Here is a 15,845-nt window from a genome sequence, read left to right as displayed (position 1 = left end):
CGATTGCCCCCGGGTGCGGGCCGTGCCCGGCCCGCCCGCCGAGGCGGGGCGGGCGTCTACTGCATCGCTTGCGCGACGCGGGTGCGGATGAACGGCAGCTGTGCCAGTGCGGCCTCGCGGCCGGCCTCGATCGCGCGCTGACGCGCCGCGAAGTCGGCGCTTCCGACGCCGGCCAGCGCCGGGCGCAGCACGACGTCGGCCTCGCGCAGCTCGAAGCGGCTGATCGCCGCGCCCATGATGTTGAAGGTCTGCAGCAGCAGGCTCACCGGGTCGCCGGTCGGGTGGCCGTCGGGCGGGGTCGCGATGTCGACCGCGATCACCAGCTCGGCACCCATCTCGCGCGCATGACGCACCGGCACCGGCGCCACCAGGCCGCCGTCGACGTACTCGCGCTCGCCGATCTTCACCGGCTGGAACACCGCCGGCACCGCGCTCGACGCGCGCACCGCGGTGCCGGGGTCGCCGCGGCGGAACAGCACGGCGCGTCCGGTGTCGAGGTCGGCCGCGACGATGCCCAGCGACAACGGCATCTGCTCGATCGACCGGCCGCGTGTGTGCTGGCGCACCCAGCGCGCCAGCGCCTCGCCGCGGATCACGCCACGGCCGGGAAAGGCCCAGTCGGTGATCGCGCCTTCGTCCATCTCGAGCGCCAGCCGCGCGAGCTGCCTGCCGTCGAGCCCGCTGGCGTACAGCGCGGCGACCAGGCTGCCCGCCGAGGTGCCGACCACCAGGCCGGGCTGGATGCCATGCTCCTCGAGCACCTGGATCACGCCGATGTGCGCGAAGCCGCGCGCCGCGCCGCCACCGAGCGCCAGCCCGATGCGCGGCGGCTGCGGCGGCACGGGTGCCGGGGCGACGACCGCCGGTGGCGGGGTGGGGACGGGCGGCGGGGCCACCGGTGCGGTCTGGCAGGCGGCCAGCAGCAAGGCGATGGCAGCAGCGGCGCAGGCACGGTACAGCGACATGCCGGGAATTCTACGGAGCCGTCGATGCGACCCGTTTAAGAACCGATGGCCATAAACAAACAATGAAAAAGTAGTTCTCAAATATAAAGCGGCTGCCTAGAGTGCCGCCCATGTACCGCTACACCACCTTCGACCGGCGCTTCGTGCGCGAGCGCGCCGCGCAGTTTCGCGACCAGCTCGAGCGCCACCTGCGCGGCGAACTGGGCGCCGACGCCTTCAAGGCGCTGCGGCTGCAGAACGGCTGGTACCTCCAGCGCCACGCACCAATGCTGCGCATCGCCGTGCCGTACGGCGAGCTCTGCAGCCGACAGCTGCGCACGCTGGCGCGCATCGCGCGCGAATTCGATCGAGTCGACCACGGGCCGCACCGCGGGCGCGGCGGCGTCGGCCACTTCACGACGCGGCAGAACCTGCAGTTCAACTGGATCGCGCTCGAGCGCGCCGCCGACGTGATGGACCTGCTCGCCGAGGCCGACATGCACGGCATCCAGACCAGCGGCAACTGCATCCGCAACATCACCAGCGACGCGCTGGCCGGCATCGCGCCGGACGAGGTCGTCGACCCGCGGCCCTACGCCGAGATCCTGCGCCAGTGGAGCACGCTGCACCCCGAGTTCGCGTTCCTGCCGCGCAAGTTCAAGATCGCGATCACCGGCGCGCGCGAGGACCGCGCGGCCACGCTGTGGCACGACATCGGCCTGCGGCTGGTGAAGGACGACGCCGGCGAAGTCGGCTTCGAGGTGCACGTGGGCGGCGGCATGGGCCGCACGCCGCTGGTCGCGACGCGGGCCAGCGCGTTCGTGCCGTGGCGGCAGATCCTCGTCTACCTCGAGGCGATCGTGCGCGTCTACAACCGCTACGGGCGGCGCGACAACGCATTCAAGGCGCGCATCAAGATCCTCGTCAAGGCCGAGGGGCGGCGCTTCTTCGACGCCGTCGACGACGAGTTCGCGAAGATCCTGCGGCGCGACGTCGACGGCGACGCGCAGCTGCTCACCGACGCCGAGCTCGAGCGCGTCGTCGCGCACTTCGCCGATCCGGCCGGCGTGCGCCCGGCACCGGGCGGGTTCGAGCCGGCGCGCCACCTCGACGCACCGGCCGGCTTCACGCGCTGGCTGTCGCGCAACGTGCACCCGCACCGCGTGAGCGGCTACCGCGCGGTGACCCTGTCGCTCAAGCGCGCGACGCAGGCACCGGGCGACGTCAGCGCCGCGCAGATGGACGCCGCAGCGACGCTGGCCGACCGCTACAGCCTCGGCGAGATCCGCGTCACGCACGAGCAGAACCTGCTGCTGCCGTGGGTGCGCGAGGTCGACCTTTACGCACTGTGGCAGGCGGCGCGCGCGGCCGGTTTCGCGACCCCGAACATCGGCCTGCTCGCCGATGTCATCGCCTGCCCCGGCGGCGACTTCTGCGGCCTGGCCAACGCGCGTTCGATTCCGGTCGCGCAGGCGGTGATGGAGCGTTTCGCCGACCTCGATGAGCTCGAGGATCTCGGCGAGATCGACCTGCACATCAGCGGCTGCATGAACTCGTGCGGCCACCATCACAGCGGCCACATCGGCATCCTCGGCGTCGACAAGGACGGGCTCGAGTGGTACCAGGTCAGCGTCGGCGGCGGCGACGGCTCGACGCTGGGCGGCGCGGCCGCTCCCGGCAAGGTCATCGGCCCGGCGTTCGCCGCCGACGAGGTCGCCGACGTCGTCGAGGCACTGGTGCACGCGTACCGCCGCGAGCGCATCGACGGCGAACGCTTCGCCGACACGCTGCGCCGCGCCGGGATCGCGCCGTTTCGCGCGGCCGCCGATGCAGTGCGCCGGACGCTGGCGCTGGCCGCCTGAGCCGCGAGGTCCCGCGATGCGATTCATCGACCCGTTGCACGACCGCTGGCACCCCACCGGCGGCGAGGCGCCGCCGCCGACGCACGGCAGCCTGCTGACCCCGGCGCAGTGGCAGGCGGTGCGCGCGCAGTGGCCACACGGCGTCCCGGTGGCGCTGGCGCTGCCGAACGACGCCGACGTCGAGGCGCTCGACGGCGACCTGCCGCGACTCGCCGCGATCGTGCTGCACTTCCCGCAGTGGACCGACGGACGCGCCTACAGCCAGGCCAGGCTGCTGCGCGCCCGGTTGCGCTACCGCGGCGAGGTTCGCGCCGCCGGCGAGGTGCTCGTCGACATGCTGCCGCTGCTGCAGCGCACCGGCTTCGACGCGGTGCAGTTGCGCGCCGACCAGAGCCTCGATTCGGCGCAGCGTGCGCTGCGCTTCTTCGCCGGCCACTACCAGGGCGACGTGCAAGAGCCGCGTCCGCTGTATCGCCGCCACGACGCGGCACCTCCTTCGCACCGAAGCCTGTCATGACCTCCCACGCCATCGCCTTGTACGCCCGCCCCGGCGCCGGATTCGAGACCCGCCACGCTCACGCGCAGGCGATGCTGCTCGAAGCGGCGCGCGAACATCCGGGGCGCATCGTGCAAGCCACCAGCCTCGGCGCCGAGGACATGGTGGTCACCGACCTGATCGCGCGCGCCGGCCTGCCCATCGCGGTGGCGACGCTGGACACGGGTGCGTTGCACGACGAGACCTTCGCGCTGATCGCACGCATCGAGCGCCACTACGCGCTGCCGGTGGAGGTGCACCGGCCGGCGCACGACGCGGTGGCGCAGTTCGTCGGCCGCCACGGCGGGCGCGCGATGTACCGCAGCGTCGAGTTGCGCAAGGCCTGCTGCCAGCTGCGCAAGCTCGAGCCGCTGGCGCGCATGCTCGCGCAGCGCGACGCCTGGATCACCGGGCTGCGGCGCGAGCAGAGCGACGCGCGCGCCGAGGTGCCGTACCGCGACCGCGACGCGCAGGGCCGCGTCAAGCTCAACCCGCTGGCGGACTGGTCGTGGGGCGACGTGTGGCACTACATCGCCACTCGGGGCGTGCCGTACAACCCGCTGCACGACCGCTTCATGCCTAGCGTCGGCTGCGCGCCGTGCACGCGCGCCATCGCGGTGGGTGAGCCGTTCCGCGCCGGGCGCTGGTGGTGGGAGGACGAACAGGCCAAGGAGTGCGGCCTGCACGTCGCACCACCGGCGGCCGAGGCCGCCGCGTGAACGCACACGGCCGCTCCGAAGCGTTCACACCGCAGCGCGCCAGCGCGGAGGTTTGCTGATGCACGCGCACGGCCGCTCCGAAGCGTTCACACCGCAGCGCATCGGCGCGGAGGCCGCGTGCTGATCGGGCGCGTGGTGTTCGTCGGCGCCGGCCCGGGCGCCGCCGACCTGATCACGCTGCGCGGCGCACGCGCGCTGGCGCAGGCCGACGTCGTCGTGTGCGACGCGCTCGTCGACCCGGCGCTGCGCGAACTGGCGCCGCGCGCGCGCTGGATCGACGTCGGCAAGCGCGGATTCGGCGCGTCGACGCCGCAGGCGGCGATCGACGCGCTGCTGGTGCGCTGTGCGCAAGAGGTGGCGCTGGTCGTGCGGCTCAAGGGCGGCGACCCGAGCGTGTTCGCGCGCCTGGAGGAGGAACTGCGCACGCTCGACGCCGCCGGCATCGACGCCGAGGTCGTGCCCGGCGTCACCGCGGCGCTCGCCGCCGCGGCGGCGGCGCGCCGGCCGCTGACGCGCCGCGGGCGCGGGCGCAGCGTGGCGCTGACCACCGCCGTCGGCGTGGCGGCCGACGACCGGCCACGGCTGGCGGCACGTCGCAGCGCCGACACCGAGGTGTTCTACATGGCCGGGCGGCAGCTCGGCGCGCTCGCGCGCGCGCTGCGCGAAGCCGGCTGGGGCGCCGACACGCCGGCGTGCGTGGTCTCGCGCGCCGGATGCGTCGACCAACTTGTCAGCGACCACCGCGTGGCCACGCTCGCCGAGGCCGGCGTGCTGCACGCCGGCAGGCCGACGGTGGTCACCGTCGGCGTCGGTGCCGAGGCCACCGCGGCGCAGCGCAAGACCGCGGTGCGCACGCGACCTCAGCCCTCGGTGGAAACCCTGGCACCTTAGAATCCGCGTCCGGACCGTACGCCCCGGGGTGTGCGGCCGCGTCGTGCGGCAGCGCTGCGGCTGCGCGCTTCGCCTGCCTGGACCACCCCTGTCGAGCCTGCCCATGACCCACGTCGTCCTCGAATCGTGCATCCGCTGCAAGTACACCGACTGCGTCGACGTGTGCCCGGTCGACTGCTTCCGCGAGGGCCCGAACTTCCTGGCGATCGACCCCGACGAGTGCATCGACTGCGCGGTGTGCATCCCCGAGTGCCCGGTCAACGCGATCGTGCCCGAGGAGGACGTGCCCGGCGACCAGCAGCACTTCATCGCGCTCAACGCCGAGCTGTCGAGGAAGTGGCCGAGCATCACCAAGCGCAAGGCGGCGCTGCCCGACGCCGACGAGTGGAAGGACGTGAAGAACAAGCTCGGCGAACTCAAGCGCTGAGCCCCGCCAACGCCCGCGCCGCGGGCTCGACGACGACACCCTCATGGAACCGCAGCCCAACGCCGAAGTCGCCGACACCGCACGCCACCACGACGGCCCGATCGAGACCGACGCCGTCATCGTCGGCGCCGGCCCGGTGGGGCTGTTCCAGGTGTTCGAACTCGGCCTGCTCGAGATCAAGGCGCACGTCATCGACTCGCTCGCCTATCCGGGCGGGCAGTGCATCGAGCTGTACCCCGACAAGCCGATCTACGACATCCCGGCCGTGCCGGTGTGCACCGGGCAGGAACTGACCGACAACCTGCTCAAGCAGATCGAGCCGTTCGGCGCCACGTTCCACCTCGGCCAGGAGGTGACGGTGGTGAACAAGCGAGACGACGGCCGCTTCGACGTCGAGACGAGCAAGGGCACGCGCTTCGTCACGCGCACGATCTTCATCGCCGCCGGCGTCGGCTCGTTCCAGCCGCGCACGCTGAAGGTCGACGGCATCGAGAAGTACGAGGGCACGCAGCTGCACTACCGCGTGAAGAACCCGGCGCAGTTCGCGGGCAAGAACCTGGTCATCGTCGGCGGTGGCGACTCGGCGCTCGACTGGACGCTGAACTTCGTGCAGGAGGGGCCGAACAAGGCCGAGAGCGTAATTCTTGTGCACCGCCGCGACGGCTTCCGCGCCGCGCCGGCCAGCGTGGCCAAGATGAAGGAGCTGTGCGACGCGCTCGAGATGCAGTTCATCGTCGGCCAGGTCACCGGCATCGAGGAGCAGGGCCACCGGCTGACCGGCGTGAAGGTCACGGGCGGCGACGGCGTCACGCGCGTCGTGCCGCTGGACATGCTGCTGGTGTTCTTCGGGCTGAGCCCGAAGCTCGGGCCGATCGCCGACTGGGGCCTGGCGATCGAGCGCAAGCAACTGGTGGTCGACACCGAGAAGTTCGAGACCAGCGTGCCGGGCATCTTCGCGGTGGGCGATATCAACACCTACCCGGGCAAGAAGAAGCTGATCCTGTCGGGGTTCCACGAGGCCGCGCTCGCGGCGTTCGGCGCCGCGCCGTACGTGTTCCCCGACAAGCGCATCCACCTGCAGTACACGACCACCAGCCCGAAGCTGCACAAGGTGCTGGGCGTCGAGACGCCGGTGTTCGACTGACGCGCGCCGCCCGCGGCGCGACGACGAAGGGGCCGCGTCGCGGCCCCTTCGCGCGTCGTCGGTGGATAATGGTCGCGCGCGCGGCGTTCGCCGCGCGCACCCGCTGGGGGTGCTGGCGGTCGTGCACCGGGTGCACGGCCACCGGCTGAGAGAGTCCCCTTGAACCTGATTGAGGTAATCCTCGCGCAGGGAAGCCGTCAGCCTGAAGCCTCGCGCCCGCCGGGCGCATGCGCCGCCACCGACCGCCGACCTGCCATCGACCGAAAGGCTCGCTGGCCATGTCCACCCGTTCCCGTACTCCTCACGCACCCCCGATGCGCCGGCGCACGCTGTGCGCCGTCGGCGCCGCGCTGGCCGCGCTGCCGCCGCTGGCCGCGGTGGCCGACGAACCGGTGCAGCGCATCACCGTCACCGGCCGCACGCTGCAGCTCGGCGCCGACGTCGGCGGATTCGGCGACGTCGACGCGTCGCGCCTGCCGATGTCGGTGGGCACGCTCGACGCCGCGCGGCTGATCGACGCCGGCGCGCGCCAGGTTGCCGAGCTGGCGCGCTTCGACCCTGCCGTGGGCGACGCCTACAACGCCGAGGGCTACTGGAGCATCCTCGGCGTGCGCGGCTTCGTCATCGACAACCGCTTCAACTACCGGCGCGACGGGCTGCCGATCAACGCCGAGACCGCGCTGCCGCTGGCCAACGTCGAGCGGCTCGAACTGCTCAAGGGCACCAGCGGCATCCAGGCCGGCACCAGCGCGCCGGGCGGGCTGGTGAACCTGGTGGTCAAGCGCCCCGACGCCGACCTGCGCAGCGCACGCGTCGAGCTGCGCGAAGGCGGCGGCCTCGGTGGCGCGGTCGACCTGGGGCAGCGCTTCGGCGCGGCGCGCCAGTTCGGCCTGCGCCTGAACCTGGCGTACGAGCACCTCGACCCGCCGACGCGCGACGCGCGCGGGCGCCGCCACCAGCTGGCGCTGGCCGGCGACTGGCGCGTTGCACCCGGTTCGCGGATCGAGGCCGAGTTCGACACCGCGTTCCAGCGCCAACCCAGTGTGCCCGGTTTCAGCCTGCTCGGCGACGCGGTGCCCGGCGCGAGGGCCATCGACCCGCGCACCAACCTGAACAGCCAGCCGTGGTCGCAGCCGGTGGAGTTCCGCGGCCGCACCGCGTCGCTGCGCTGGACGCAGGCGCTGGCCGCCGACTGGCGCTTCGTCGCGCACAGCATGACGCAGCGCCTGCACACCGACGACCGCATCGCGTTCCCGTTCGGCTGCTACGACGCCGCCGCCGACGTCTACTACGCCGACCGCTACTGCCCCGACGGCACGTTCGACCTGTACGACTTCCGCAGCGACAACGAGCGCCGGCGCAGCGACGCGCTGGACCTGCACGTCGAAGGCTCGGCGACCACCGGCGCGCTGCGCCACACGCTGGCCGCCGGCGTGCTGGTCACGCGTTTCGACGCCCGCTTCGACCGCCAGGCCTACAACTACACCGGCACCGGGCGCATCGACGCCGGCCTGGTCACCGACGCCGCGCCCGAGCTCACCGACGAGAACACGCTGCGCGACGAGCGCAGCACCGAGCTGTACCTGCGCGACCGCGTCGACCTCGCGCGCGACTGGCGGCTGTGGGCCGGCGTGCGCCACACGCGGCTCGCGCGCGACAGCGTGCGCACCGACGGCTCGCGGCCGACGAGCTACGACGCGTCGGCGACGCTGCCGTGGCTGGCGCTGAGCCACCAGCCGACGCCGACGCAGACCGTGTACGCGAGCTGGGGGCAGGGGCTGGAGACCGACGTGGCGCCGAACCGCGCGCGATACACCAACGCCGGCCAGGCGCTGCCGGCGATCAAGAGCCGGCAGGTCGAGCTGGGCTGGAAGCTGCGCGCCGACGGCGTGGGCGCCGCCGTGACGCTGTTCGACATCACGCGCCCGGTGGCCGCCGACATCGGCAGCTGCGACGACGACGGCAGCTGCACGCGCCGCATCGACGGCGACGCGCGCCACCGCGGCATCGAGGTGCAGGCCGACGCGACGCTGGGCCGCTGGGACGCGCACGCCGGCGCGATGTGGCTCGACGCCGAACGCCGCGGGTCGGCCGATGACACGATCAACGGGTTGCGCCCGGTCAACGTGCCGTCGCGCAGCCTGCGCCTCGGGTTGGGCTGGCGGCCGGCCGCGGTCGACGGGCTGGCGCTGCGCGCCGACGCGGTGCACGAGGGCGATCGCTACGTGCTGCCAGACCACGGCGCGCGCATCGGCGGCTGGACGCGTTTCGACCTGGGCGCGCGCTTTGCACAGCGCGTGGCGGCGGCGACGCTGACCTGGCGCGTCGGCGTCGACAACGTCGGCGACAAGCGCGCGTGGAAGGAAGCGCCGTACCTGTACGGCCACGCCTGGCTGTTCCCGCTGCCGCCGCGCACCTGGCGCGTGTCGCTGCAGGCCGACCTGTGACGCCTGCACGGTCGCGCTGTGCGACCTGGCTATAATGCGCGGCTCTTCCCCGATAGCTCAGTCGGTAGAGCGACGGACTGTTAATCCGCAGGTCCCTGGTTCGAGCCCAGGTCGGGGAGCCAACATCGACGAAGGCCTGCATCGGCGTGCAGGCCTTCTGCATTTGCGGGCCCGATGCCCGACGACGGAGCGTCGATCGACGATGCCGACACTCGCGTTTCTCATCGGCCTGCTCGTGGCCGCGCCGGCGTGGGCGGGATGGACCCTGGTGTCTTCGGCCGACGGCACGTCGCACTTCATCGACCCGACGACGCTGCGCAAGGACGGCGCGCTGCGCCGCGTCTGGGAACTCACGAGCACCGAACACGCCAGCAAGGGCGGCGCGGCATCGCACCGCATGCTGATCGAATACGACTGCGCCGCGCAGCGCTACCGGCTGCTGATGCTGACCGCGTACACCGAACCGATGGCCACCGGCCAGGTGTTCGGCTCGACCAGCCACGCACCGAGTGCCGCGCCGTGGCACGACGCCAAGCCGGGCACGGTGTCGTCGGACGTGCTGCAGCAGGTGTGCCGGCCGTAGCCGCCCGTCGCGACGTCGGTGGCCGCGTCGCCGGCGGCACGCGCACGCGCTACGCCAAGTCCTCGTGCAGGCACAGGATGTTGCCTTCGGTGTCCTCGAACCAGGCGGCTTTCTCGGCGCCGAGCACGCAGACGTGGTCGACCGTCTTCAGCCCCGGCAGGTCGTAGTCGGCGAAGCGCAGCCCGCGCCCCTGCAACGCGGCGACGGCAGCCGCGATGTCGTCGACGCGGAAGCTCAGCGCGGTGTGCTCGGCCTTCGTGCCTTCGGGCTTGGGGAACAGCGCGATGCGCGTGTCGCCACAGCGGTAGACGAACTTGCCGTCGGGCCGTTCGCCTTCGGCGCCCAGCCCCAGCACGTCTTCGTAGAAGCGGCGCGCCCTCGCGAGGTCTTTCACCGGCAGCATGCAGGTGGCTTCGGTGCTCGGGAACGTGGCCATGTCGGGCCTCCTTCCGGCGCGGTGGAGTGCGCAGGTGAAGTTTAGTCGTCGCGAAGCGATCCGGTGGCACTTTCGCGCCGGCGTGCCGACGCCGCGCTGCGCCGCGGGCGCATCAGCCGCCGCCCAGCCGCGCGGTGACGTCGCCGTACAGCAGGTACGAGTAGAAGGTCGGCGACACCGCGCCGTGTCGCTCGCGCAGCGCGCGCAGCGCCTCGCCCATCGGCTCGCGGCGCGTGACGATGGCGGCGATCAGGTCCTCGGTGACCTGCTTGGCGTCTTCCTCGTCGATCGCCCACAGCGGCGCGATGAAGGCACCGAAGCGGCGCGACAGGAATGCGTCGGCCCAGCCGCCGACGTTGCCCAGCACGCTGCCCGTGGCGCCGACCTCGCAGGCGTTGAGGAACACCACCGTGCCGTGCCGCTCGCCCAGCCGCACCTTCTGCCGTGCCACCTCGGTGGCGCTCAGGCTGGCGCCGCCCTCGAGCTTGATCAGCGACGCGCCGGCGGCGTCGGCAGCGAATGCGCCGTGCCCGGTGAAGTACAGCAGCGCCACCGGCGCGTCGGGCGGCTGCTCGAGCAGTTGCAGCACGCGGTCGCGCTGGCCCGGCAAGCGCTGCGCGCCGAACTTGTCGACCAGCTCCTGCGCTGCCGCCTCGGCCAGCGACAGGCGCGCACTGGCGCTCGCGTAGTGCGGCGCGATCGCGACGAGCGCGCCCGCCGGCAGGCGGTTGCGCATGTAACCCTGCCAGTGGCCGATCCAGCGCGCCACCGCGTGCCGCAGCGCGATCGGCCCGTGCACCTCGCCGTCGCGGTACGGGCTCATCAGCTCCCAGGGCAGGTGTGGGTCGTCGCTGACGAACTGGATCGTCAGCGCGCGGCGGTGGAAGTCGTTCAGCGCCCAGTACACGGCGTGGAACTCGGGCGGCGCATCGTTCCACAACTGCTCGCCGAAGCCCTCGATGGCCTCCTGGTGTTGCCCGCGCTCGAGGTTGGCGAAGCGCTTGAACAGCGCCGTGGCTTCCTCGGCCGGCTTCTGGCCGAGGTCGACCATGCCGTCGAGCCGCGCCGGCCGCCCGGGAAACGGCGGCGTGACCATGCGCCAGTGCAGCCGCCCGGGCCGATCGTTGTCGAACAGCGTGATGAACACCGTCAGGTCGGGCTGCGCCGCCTGCGCGTCGACCTGCACCGCGGTGTCGGCCACCGGCGCGGCCTGCGGCTGCGCGCCGGCGCCGACCTGCAGCCGGCGCACCGCCGAACCGCAGAACCGCGTGCCCAGCAGGAACCGGGCCTTCACGTCGATCTCGTGGCCCGCCGCCAGAGCGGCGCGCACGCGGCCGGTGACCTTCGCCGCCTGCGTCGCGGCGTTGCGGCGCACCGTCAGCGTGCCGCGGCCGCCGTCGTCGAACTCGATGTCGGGCGACTGCAGCGTCACGTCGACGTCGAACGCGGTCCAGTCGGCCGCCTGCGCCGGGAACGCGGTGCCGCCCAGCGTGGTCGCCGACTCCTCGCGCAGCAGGTCGACCACCAGCGTGACCGTTTCGCCGGCGTGCACCTCGCCGTCGGGATCGATCGACGGGAAGCGCACCGGCGTCGTGCCCTCGTCGTCGACCGCAGGCGCCGATGTCGGCGGGGCGGCGGCCTCGGCGGGCGCGGGCGGCGCCGCGCCGGCACGCGGGGCCTGTGCGCGCGGGGCGCTGCGCGAACGCGCGCGCCGCGCCGTCGGCCGCGGCGGGGCGGGCGGGGCGGCCCCCACCGGCGGCGGCTCGGCGCGCGTGCCGCGCATGCGCGGCACCAGGCCGACGTCGGCGCCGCCGACCGCGACCACACTGCCGTCGTCCTCGACGCCGAAGAAACGCGCCGCGCTTGGCTGCGCCGGGTCGGGTTCGGCGGCGTCGGCGTCCTCGCCGGGGCCCAGCGCGCGGCTGGAGGCGGTCTCGTGCAGGTTCAGCGCCTCGGTGAGCGACAGGCGGTGCAGGTCCGCGCCCTGGTCGATCAGCCAGCGCAGGCGCGGCAGCTCGAGCAGTTCGCGGCGGGCGAACACGTAGCGCCAGCGCCCGCCTTCGCGTTCGACGAGCACCCACGGCAGACTCGAGCCGCGCACGCGCTCCAGCGCGTCGGCGGCGCTCTGCCCGGCGTCGACGACGACGAAGTCGACGCTCCAGCCGATCTTCACGGCGCGGCCACCACCACCAGGTCGCTGACCGGCGTGGCGCCGTCGGCGTGCGCGGTCACGCGCCACAGCCCCGGCGCCAGCGCGAACTCGCCCGCCTGCCAGCGCGGCTCGACGTCGCGCCGCAGCGCCTCGTCGAGCGCAGCGCCGCCAGCGAGCGGCTGCAGCCGCACCTGCACCTTCGGGCTGCCCTCGGACGGGCGCACGCGCACGCGCAGCGCCTCGCCCGGCAGCACCACGTCGTCGACCTCGAGCGTCAGCATCGCAGCGTCCTCGGCGCGCTGGAACTTGCGGAAGTCGATCCTGTCGCGCGTCAGCACGCCCTTCACGTTGGCCAGCGTGCCGTCGGCGTTCTGCAGCGCGCCGTGCGTCTCAGCGGCGTAGACCTCGCGTTTGGCGGTCTCGAGCTCGATCGGCGTGCCCGACACGCGCGGCACGGTGCCGTCGCCGCCGAGGTCCTGCCCCTCGTAGGCGTTGACCAGCGTGAGCTTGCCGCCGTCGACGAGCGCCGACTGCGCGGTGGGCTGCTCGATGCCGACCACCGGCACCAGCGTCGGGCCGGCGTCGGCGTAGGCGTCGAGGCGCGCGTTGGCCGCCTGCGCGTCGTGGATCTCCTGGTGGAACGCACGTGCCGCGGCGGCGCGCTGCACGTTCACGTGGGTGAGCAGGCCCGCGGCCGCGGCGTCGGCGACGCGCTGCAGCGCGCCGCCGGCGCTGCCGACGCAGGGGTAGATCGGCAGCAGCTGGTACACGCTGGTCAGCGAACGCAGCACCGGCGACAGGTCCAGCCCAAGCGGGCCGATGCCCTTCTTCATGCCGTTTTCGAGGAAGCCCACCGCGTTGAGCGAGCCGCGGTGCGGCGTGCCCAGCGTCATCAGCGTGCGCGTGTGCTGCCAGCCGCCGAGGCACTCGACGAAGTAGCGCGCCACCAGCCCGCCCATCGAGTGGCCGATCAGCACCAGCTTGGCGTCGGCGTGTCCCGAGCTCTGGCGCCACTGCGCGAGCCACTGCATGGCCTGCGACTCGAGCCGCCTCGCGGTGATGCGGTTGTCGCGCCGCCAGTCGTACGGGAACGGGTGGAAGTTGCGCCCCTCGGCCAGCCCCAGCTGGCGCACCAGGTAGTCGGCGATGCGCGAGTAGCCGTCGATCTTCACCAGCCCCGGCACCAGCGTCACGTCGGGCACCAGGCGCGGCGCGGTGACGCCGTCGTCGACGTCGTCGCCGGCCAGCTCGAGCCCTTCGATCGAGCCGCCGAAGCTGGTGATCGCGCGCCACACCGCGCCCACCGACGGCGACCACACCTCCTTGCCCTTGGCATTGGCGAGCACGCTGCCGGTGATGCCCGGCAGCAGGACGACCAGGTCGGGAAACGTCGACATCGCGAACCTCTGCGTACGCTGCTGCACTGCGCCCGCTTATAGGCGATGGCCCCGCCGGCCGCAACCGGCGACCCCCAACTTGTCGCGCCGCCGGCGCGGCCTCACTCGGCCTCGTCGAGCGTGTCGGGCGGCGCGGCTTCGGCGAGCGTGTCGGGCACGTCGAACCCCGCCACGCGTTCGCCGGCGCGCGACGCCCCGACGACGCGGTGCCACACGCGCTGCACGCGCAGCGCGGCCACCTGCGCCGGGTCGAGCCGGTCGAGCGGCCGGGTGGCGGTGGTGCCCGGGAACAGCAGCGGCGAGATGCGCACCGGCGAGGCGATCACACGCGTCTCGGTCAGGCTGCCGGCGTCGCGGATGCGCAGCGGCGGGCCGATGCCGTCGCCGCCCGGCGGCAGCCCGTCGATGCGGTGCACATCGCTCTCGAGCAGCGGGCCCATCAGCAGCCGCCCGTGCGGCGTGACGACGATGTAGTACAGGTGCACCGGCTGCGGCGCGCGGTTGTGCGCGAAGAAGCGCAGGATCGCACCGTCGTCGACGTCGTACACGCGCGCACCGGCCTGTGGCGCGGGCTGCAGCAGCGCCAGCGCGCCGACCGACGCTCCGGCGAGCAGCGACAGCTCCACCGGCAGCGGCGCGGCGGGCAGCGACAGCACCGGCCCCCAGAAGCTCAGCTGGATGCCCAGCGTGACGAGGTCGCGCTCGGTCAGCGGGATCACGCCGGCCGGCAGCCGCAGCAACTGCAGCCGCTGGATGGCCGCCAGCGCGTCGGCCACGCGCCCTTCGAGCAGCGCGTGCCGGTAGACCAGGTACAGCGCCTCGGCGCTGTCGGGGCGCTGCGCGCGCACCTCGGCGAGCAGCGCGGCGAACTCGTCGAAGTCGGCGCGCTGGTACGCGCCCATCGCACGCGCCTTCAGCGCATCGAAGTTGTCGCCGCCCAGGCGGATCACCAGCTCGCCGCGGTCGTCGAGCTGGAACGACCCGAAGTCGGGCGTCTGCTGCGAACCCGAAGCCTGCGCGACGCGCTGCTGCAGGTACAGGCCGAGCTCGGACGAGGTGATGAGGTCGTTGCCGTCGATGTCGGCCGCACCCCAGTTGAAGCCGTCGATCAGCGTGCCGGTGAACAGCGAGTGCCCGGCGACCGGCCCGTTGTCCAGCGCGGGCTGGTCGCGCATCGCCGAGGTGATGACCTTGCGGCTCAGCCGCGCGGCCAGGTCGGCTTCGTAGCGCGCGTTCGAGCGGAACGTCTTCATCGCCGCGCCCAGCGCGAAGCCCGAGTGGCAGGCGTCGACGATCACCAGCACGTGACGCGCCGCCAGCCGGCTCAGGTCGTCGAGCAGCGAGTCGATCTTCAGGCAGTCGCTGAGCCGGTCGCGGCGCGCCGGCGCCGGCACCAGGTAGCCGGTGTCGATCGTCCTGCCGCCGACCTCGCGCGCCTGCGTGTGCCCGTGGCCGGCGAAGAACAGCACCAGGCTGTCGTCGTCGCGCAGCTCGGCGGCGAGGTGGTCCTGCACCAGCGCCTCGATCGCGGCGCGCGTGGCCTGCGCGTCGAACAGCGGCGGCACCGGGGCGACGAAGCCGAGCTTGCCGACGAACAGGTCGAGTGCGCCGCGCGCGTCGTGCACCGCGTTCTTCAGCCGCGGCCAGTGCTCGTAGGCGTCGATGCCGATCACCGCGACGACGTTGCGCCCGCGCGGCGGCGCCGCGGCGGCCGGGTCGTCGCCGCGTCGGCGGCGTGTGCGCGTGGCCATCGTGGACCTCCTGTGCGTGTTGGCGGGCGGGGTGGCGCCGTGTTCGGCCGCGTGCGCGTCAGCCGTCGTCGCACTGCTGCGCGACCCACTGCGCGTACGCCGGCAGCACCGGGTCGAGCGCGAGCGCGACGACCTGAGGCAGTTCGTAGGGGTGCAGTTCGCGGATCGCGGCCTCGACCGCGGCGTAGCGCGAGCGCAGCGTCTTGACCGTCAGCCGCAGCTCGGGTTCGTGCTGCAGCGCGCCCTGCCAGCGGTACACGCTGTCGATGCTCGACAGCTGCACGCACGCGGCCAGGCGCCGCTCGACCAGCGCGTGCGCGATGCGCAGCGCGTCGTCGCGCGAGGCCAAGGTGGTGACGACGGCGATGATCTGCGGCTCGGGCATCGCGGGCCTCGCTCAGGCGTCGGGGCGGCGCTCGCAGGCGGTCGGGTCGCCGAATAACCACCAGCCCAGCGCGAGTGCCGCCGGGATCGCCGCGTACCAGGCCGCGTCGCCGCTGAGCGCGCTGCCGATCGCGCCGACCGCGGCGCCGGCCAGCGCACAGGCCAGCAGCGCG

The 15,845-nt window shown here is 73.3% G+C and carries 14 protein-coding genes, 1 tRNA gene and 1 riboswitch; of the genes, 9 read left to right on the top strand and 6 right to left on the bottom strand.

Annotated elements, in window-relative coordinates:
- Positions 1 to 56 precede the first annotated feature (56 nt).
- Complete coding sequence (locus PKC53_RS14255; RefSeq protein WP_324429723.1) at positions 57 to 965, bottom strand: patatin-like phospholipase family protein; 909 nt, start codon at positions 963 to 965, stop codon at positions 57 to 59.
- A 110-nt stretch (positions 966 to 1,075) separates the two neighbouring features.
- Here PKC53_RS14255 and PKC53_RS14250 point away from each other — a divergent pair, with 110 nt between their 5' ends.
- The 9 genes from PKC53_RS14250 to PKC53_RS14210 all read left to right on the top strand — a co-directional run bounded on the left by PKC53_RS14250 (position 1,076) and on the right by PKC53_RS14210 (position 9,552).
- On the top strand, positions 1,076 to 2,806 hold the full coding sequence (locus PKC53_RS14250; RefSeq protein WP_324429721.1) for a nitrite/sulfite reductase: 1,731 nt from the start codon (positions 1,076 to 1,078) through the stop codon (positions 2,804 to 2,806).
- 16 nt (positions 2,807 to 2,822) lie between these two features.
- Positions 2,823 to 3,323, top strand: coding sequence for a DUF934 domain-containing protein (locus PKC53_RS14245; RefSeq protein ID WP_324429719.1), 501 nt, complete (start codon positions 2,823 to 2,825; stop codon positions 3,321 to 3,323).
- Entirely contained in the window at positions 3,320 to 4,060 is a 741-nt protein-coding gene (locus PKC53_RS14240) for a phosphoadenylyl-sulfate reductase (RefSeq protein ID WP_324429717.1), read from the top strand. The genes PKC53_RS14245 and PKC53_RS14240 overlap by 4 nt, the downstream gene beginning before the upstream one ends.
- Positions 4,061 to 4,183: 123 nt before the next feature.
- The gene (gene cobA / locus PKC53_RS14235; RefSeq protein ID WP_324429752.1) at positions 4,184 to 4,951 is read left to right on the top strand and encodes a uroporphyrinogen-III C-methyltransferase; all 768 of its coding nucleotides are present in this window, start codon (positions 4,184 to 4,186) and stop codon (positions 4,949 to 4,951) included.
- Positions 4,952 to 5,054: 103 nt separating this feature from the next.
- Positions 5,055 to 5,378, top strand: a complete 324-nt coding sequence (gene fdxA / locus PKC53_RS14230; protein ID WP_324429715.1) for a ferredoxin FdxA — start codon at positions 5,055 to 5,057, stop codon at positions 5,376 to 5,378.
- A gap of 43 nt (positions 5,379 to 5,421) precedes the next feature.
- On the top strand, positions 5,422 to 6,522 hold the full coding sequence (locus PKC53_RS14225; RefSeq protein ID WP_324429713.1) for an NAD(P)/FAD-dependent oxidoreductase: 1,101 nt from the start codon (positions 5,422 to 5,424) through the stop codon (positions 6,520 to 6,522).
- Between the two features lie 95 nt (positions 6,523 to 6,617).
- Positions 6,618 to 6,731: riboswitch (TPP riboswitch) on the top strand.
- Positions 6,732 to 6,800: 69 nt separating this feature from the next.
- Positions 6,801 to 8,969 (top strand): TonB-dependent siderophore receptor, encoded by a 2,169-nt coding sequence (locus tag PKC53_RS14220; protein WP_324429711.1) that lies wholly within the window; start codon positions 6,801 to 6,803, stop codon positions 8,967 to 8,969.
- Between the two features lie 46 nt (positions 8,970 to 9,015).
- Positions 9,016 to 9,091, top strand: a tRNA-Asn gene (locus tag PKC53_RS14215).
- Between the two features lie 80 nt (positions 9,092 to 9,171).
- Positions 9,172 to 9,552, top strand: coding sequence for a surface-adhesin E family protein (locus tag PKC53_RS14210; RefSeq protein ID WP_324429709.1), 381 nt, complete (start codon positions 9,172 to 9,174; stop codon positions 9,550 to 9,552).
- 49 nt (positions 9,553 to 9,601) lie between these two features.
- Here PKC53_RS14210 and PKC53_RS14205 read toward each other — a convergent pair whose 3' ends face one another.
- From PKC53_RS14205 to cutA, 5 genes are all read right to left on the bottom strand, one after another.
- Positions 9,602 to 9,988 (bottom strand): VOC family protein, encoded by a 387-nt coding sequence (locus PKC53_RS14205; RefSeq protein ID WP_324429707.1) that lies wholly within the window; start codon positions 9,986 to 9,988, stop codon positions 9,602 to 9,604.
- A 112-nt stretch (positions 9,989 to 10,100) separates the two neighbouring features.
- Complete coding sequence (locus tag PKC53_RS14200) at positions 10,101 to 12,161, bottom strand: TCAD7 domain-containing protein (RefSeq protein WP_324429705.1); 2,061 nt, start codon at positions 12,159 to 12,161, stop codon at positions 10,101 to 10,103.
- The gene (locus PKC53_RS14195; protein ID WP_324429703.1) at positions 12,158 to 13,537 is read right to left on the bottom strand and encodes a hypothetical protein; all 1,380 of its coding nucleotides are present in this window, start codon (positions 13,535 to 13,537) and stop codon (positions 12,158 to 12,160) included. The genes PKC53_RS14200 and PKC53_RS14195 overlap by 4 nt, the downstream gene beginning before the upstream one ends.
- A 101-nt stretch (positions 13,538 to 13,638) precedes the next feature.
- On the bottom strand, positions 13,639 to 15,288 hold the full coding sequence (locus PKC53_RS14190) for a caspase family protein (RefSeq protein ID WP_324429701.1): 1,650 nt from the start codon (positions 15,286 to 15,288) through the stop codon (positions 13,639 to 13,641).
- A 58-nt stretch (positions 15,289 to 15,346) separates the two neighbouring features.
- On the bottom strand, positions 15,347 to 15,673 hold the full coding sequence (cutA, locus tag PKC53_RS14185) for a divalent-cation tolerance protein CutA (RefSeq protein WP_324429699.1): 327 nt from the start codon (positions 15,671 to 15,673) through the stop codon (positions 15,347 to 15,349).
- Positions 15,674 to 15,845: the final 172 nt, after the last annotated feature.

The organism is Azohydromonas sp. (genome assembly GCF_035325925.1).
GTDB lineage: Bacteria > Pseudomonadota > Gammaproteobacteria > Burkholderiales > Burkholderiaceae_C > Calidifontimicrobium.
This window is presented reverse-complemented; position numbering and strand designations above follow the sequence as displayed.

Coding starts and splice junctions, on each gene's coding strand:
- PKC53_RS14255 (WP_324429723.1), bottom strand. CDS start 965: ATGTCGCTGTACCGTGCCTGCGCCGCTGCTGCCATCGCCTTGCTGCTG.
- PKC53_RS14250 (WP_324429721.1), top strand. CDS start 1,076: ATGTACCGCTACACCACCTTCGACCGGCGCTTCGTGCGCGAGCGCGCC.
- PKC53_RS14245 (WP_324429719.1), top strand. CDS start 2,823: ATGCGATTCATCGACCCGTTGCACGACCGCTGGCACCCCACCGGCGGC.
- PKC53_RS14240 (WP_324429717.1), top strand. CDS start 3,320: ATGACCTCCCACGCCATCGCCTTGTACGCCCGCCCCGGCGCCGGATTC.
- fdxA (WP_324429715.1), top strand. CDS start 5,055: ATGACCCACGTCGTCCTCGAATCGTGCATCCGCTGCAAGTACACCGAC.
- PKC53_RS14225 (WP_324429713.1), top strand. CDS start 5,422: ATGGAACCGCAGCCCAACGCCGAAGTCGCCGACACCGCACGCCACCAC.
- PKC53_RS14220 (WP_324429711.1), top strand. CDS start 6,801: ATGTCCACCCGTTCCCGTACTCCTCACGCACCCCCGATGCGCCGGCGC.
- PKC53_RS14210 (WP_324429709.1), top strand. CDS start 9,172: ATGCCGACACTCGCGTTTCTCATCGGCCTGCTCGTGGCCGCGCCGGCG.
- PKC53_RS14205 (WP_324429707.1), bottom strand. CDS start 9,988: ATGGCCACGTTCCCGAGCACCGAAGCCACCTGCATGCTGCCGGTGAAA.
- PKC53_RS14195 (WP_324429703.1), bottom strand. CDS start 13,537: ATGTCGACGTTTCCCGACCTGGTCGTCCTGCTGCCGGGCATCACCGGC.
- PKC53_RS14190 (WP_324429701.1), bottom strand. CDS start 15,288: ATGGCCACGCGCACACGCCGCCGACGCGGCGACGACCCGGCCGCCGCG.
- cutA (WP_324429699.1), bottom strand. CDS start 15,673: ATGCCCGAGCCGCAGATCATCGCCGTCGTCACCACCTTGGCCTCGCGC.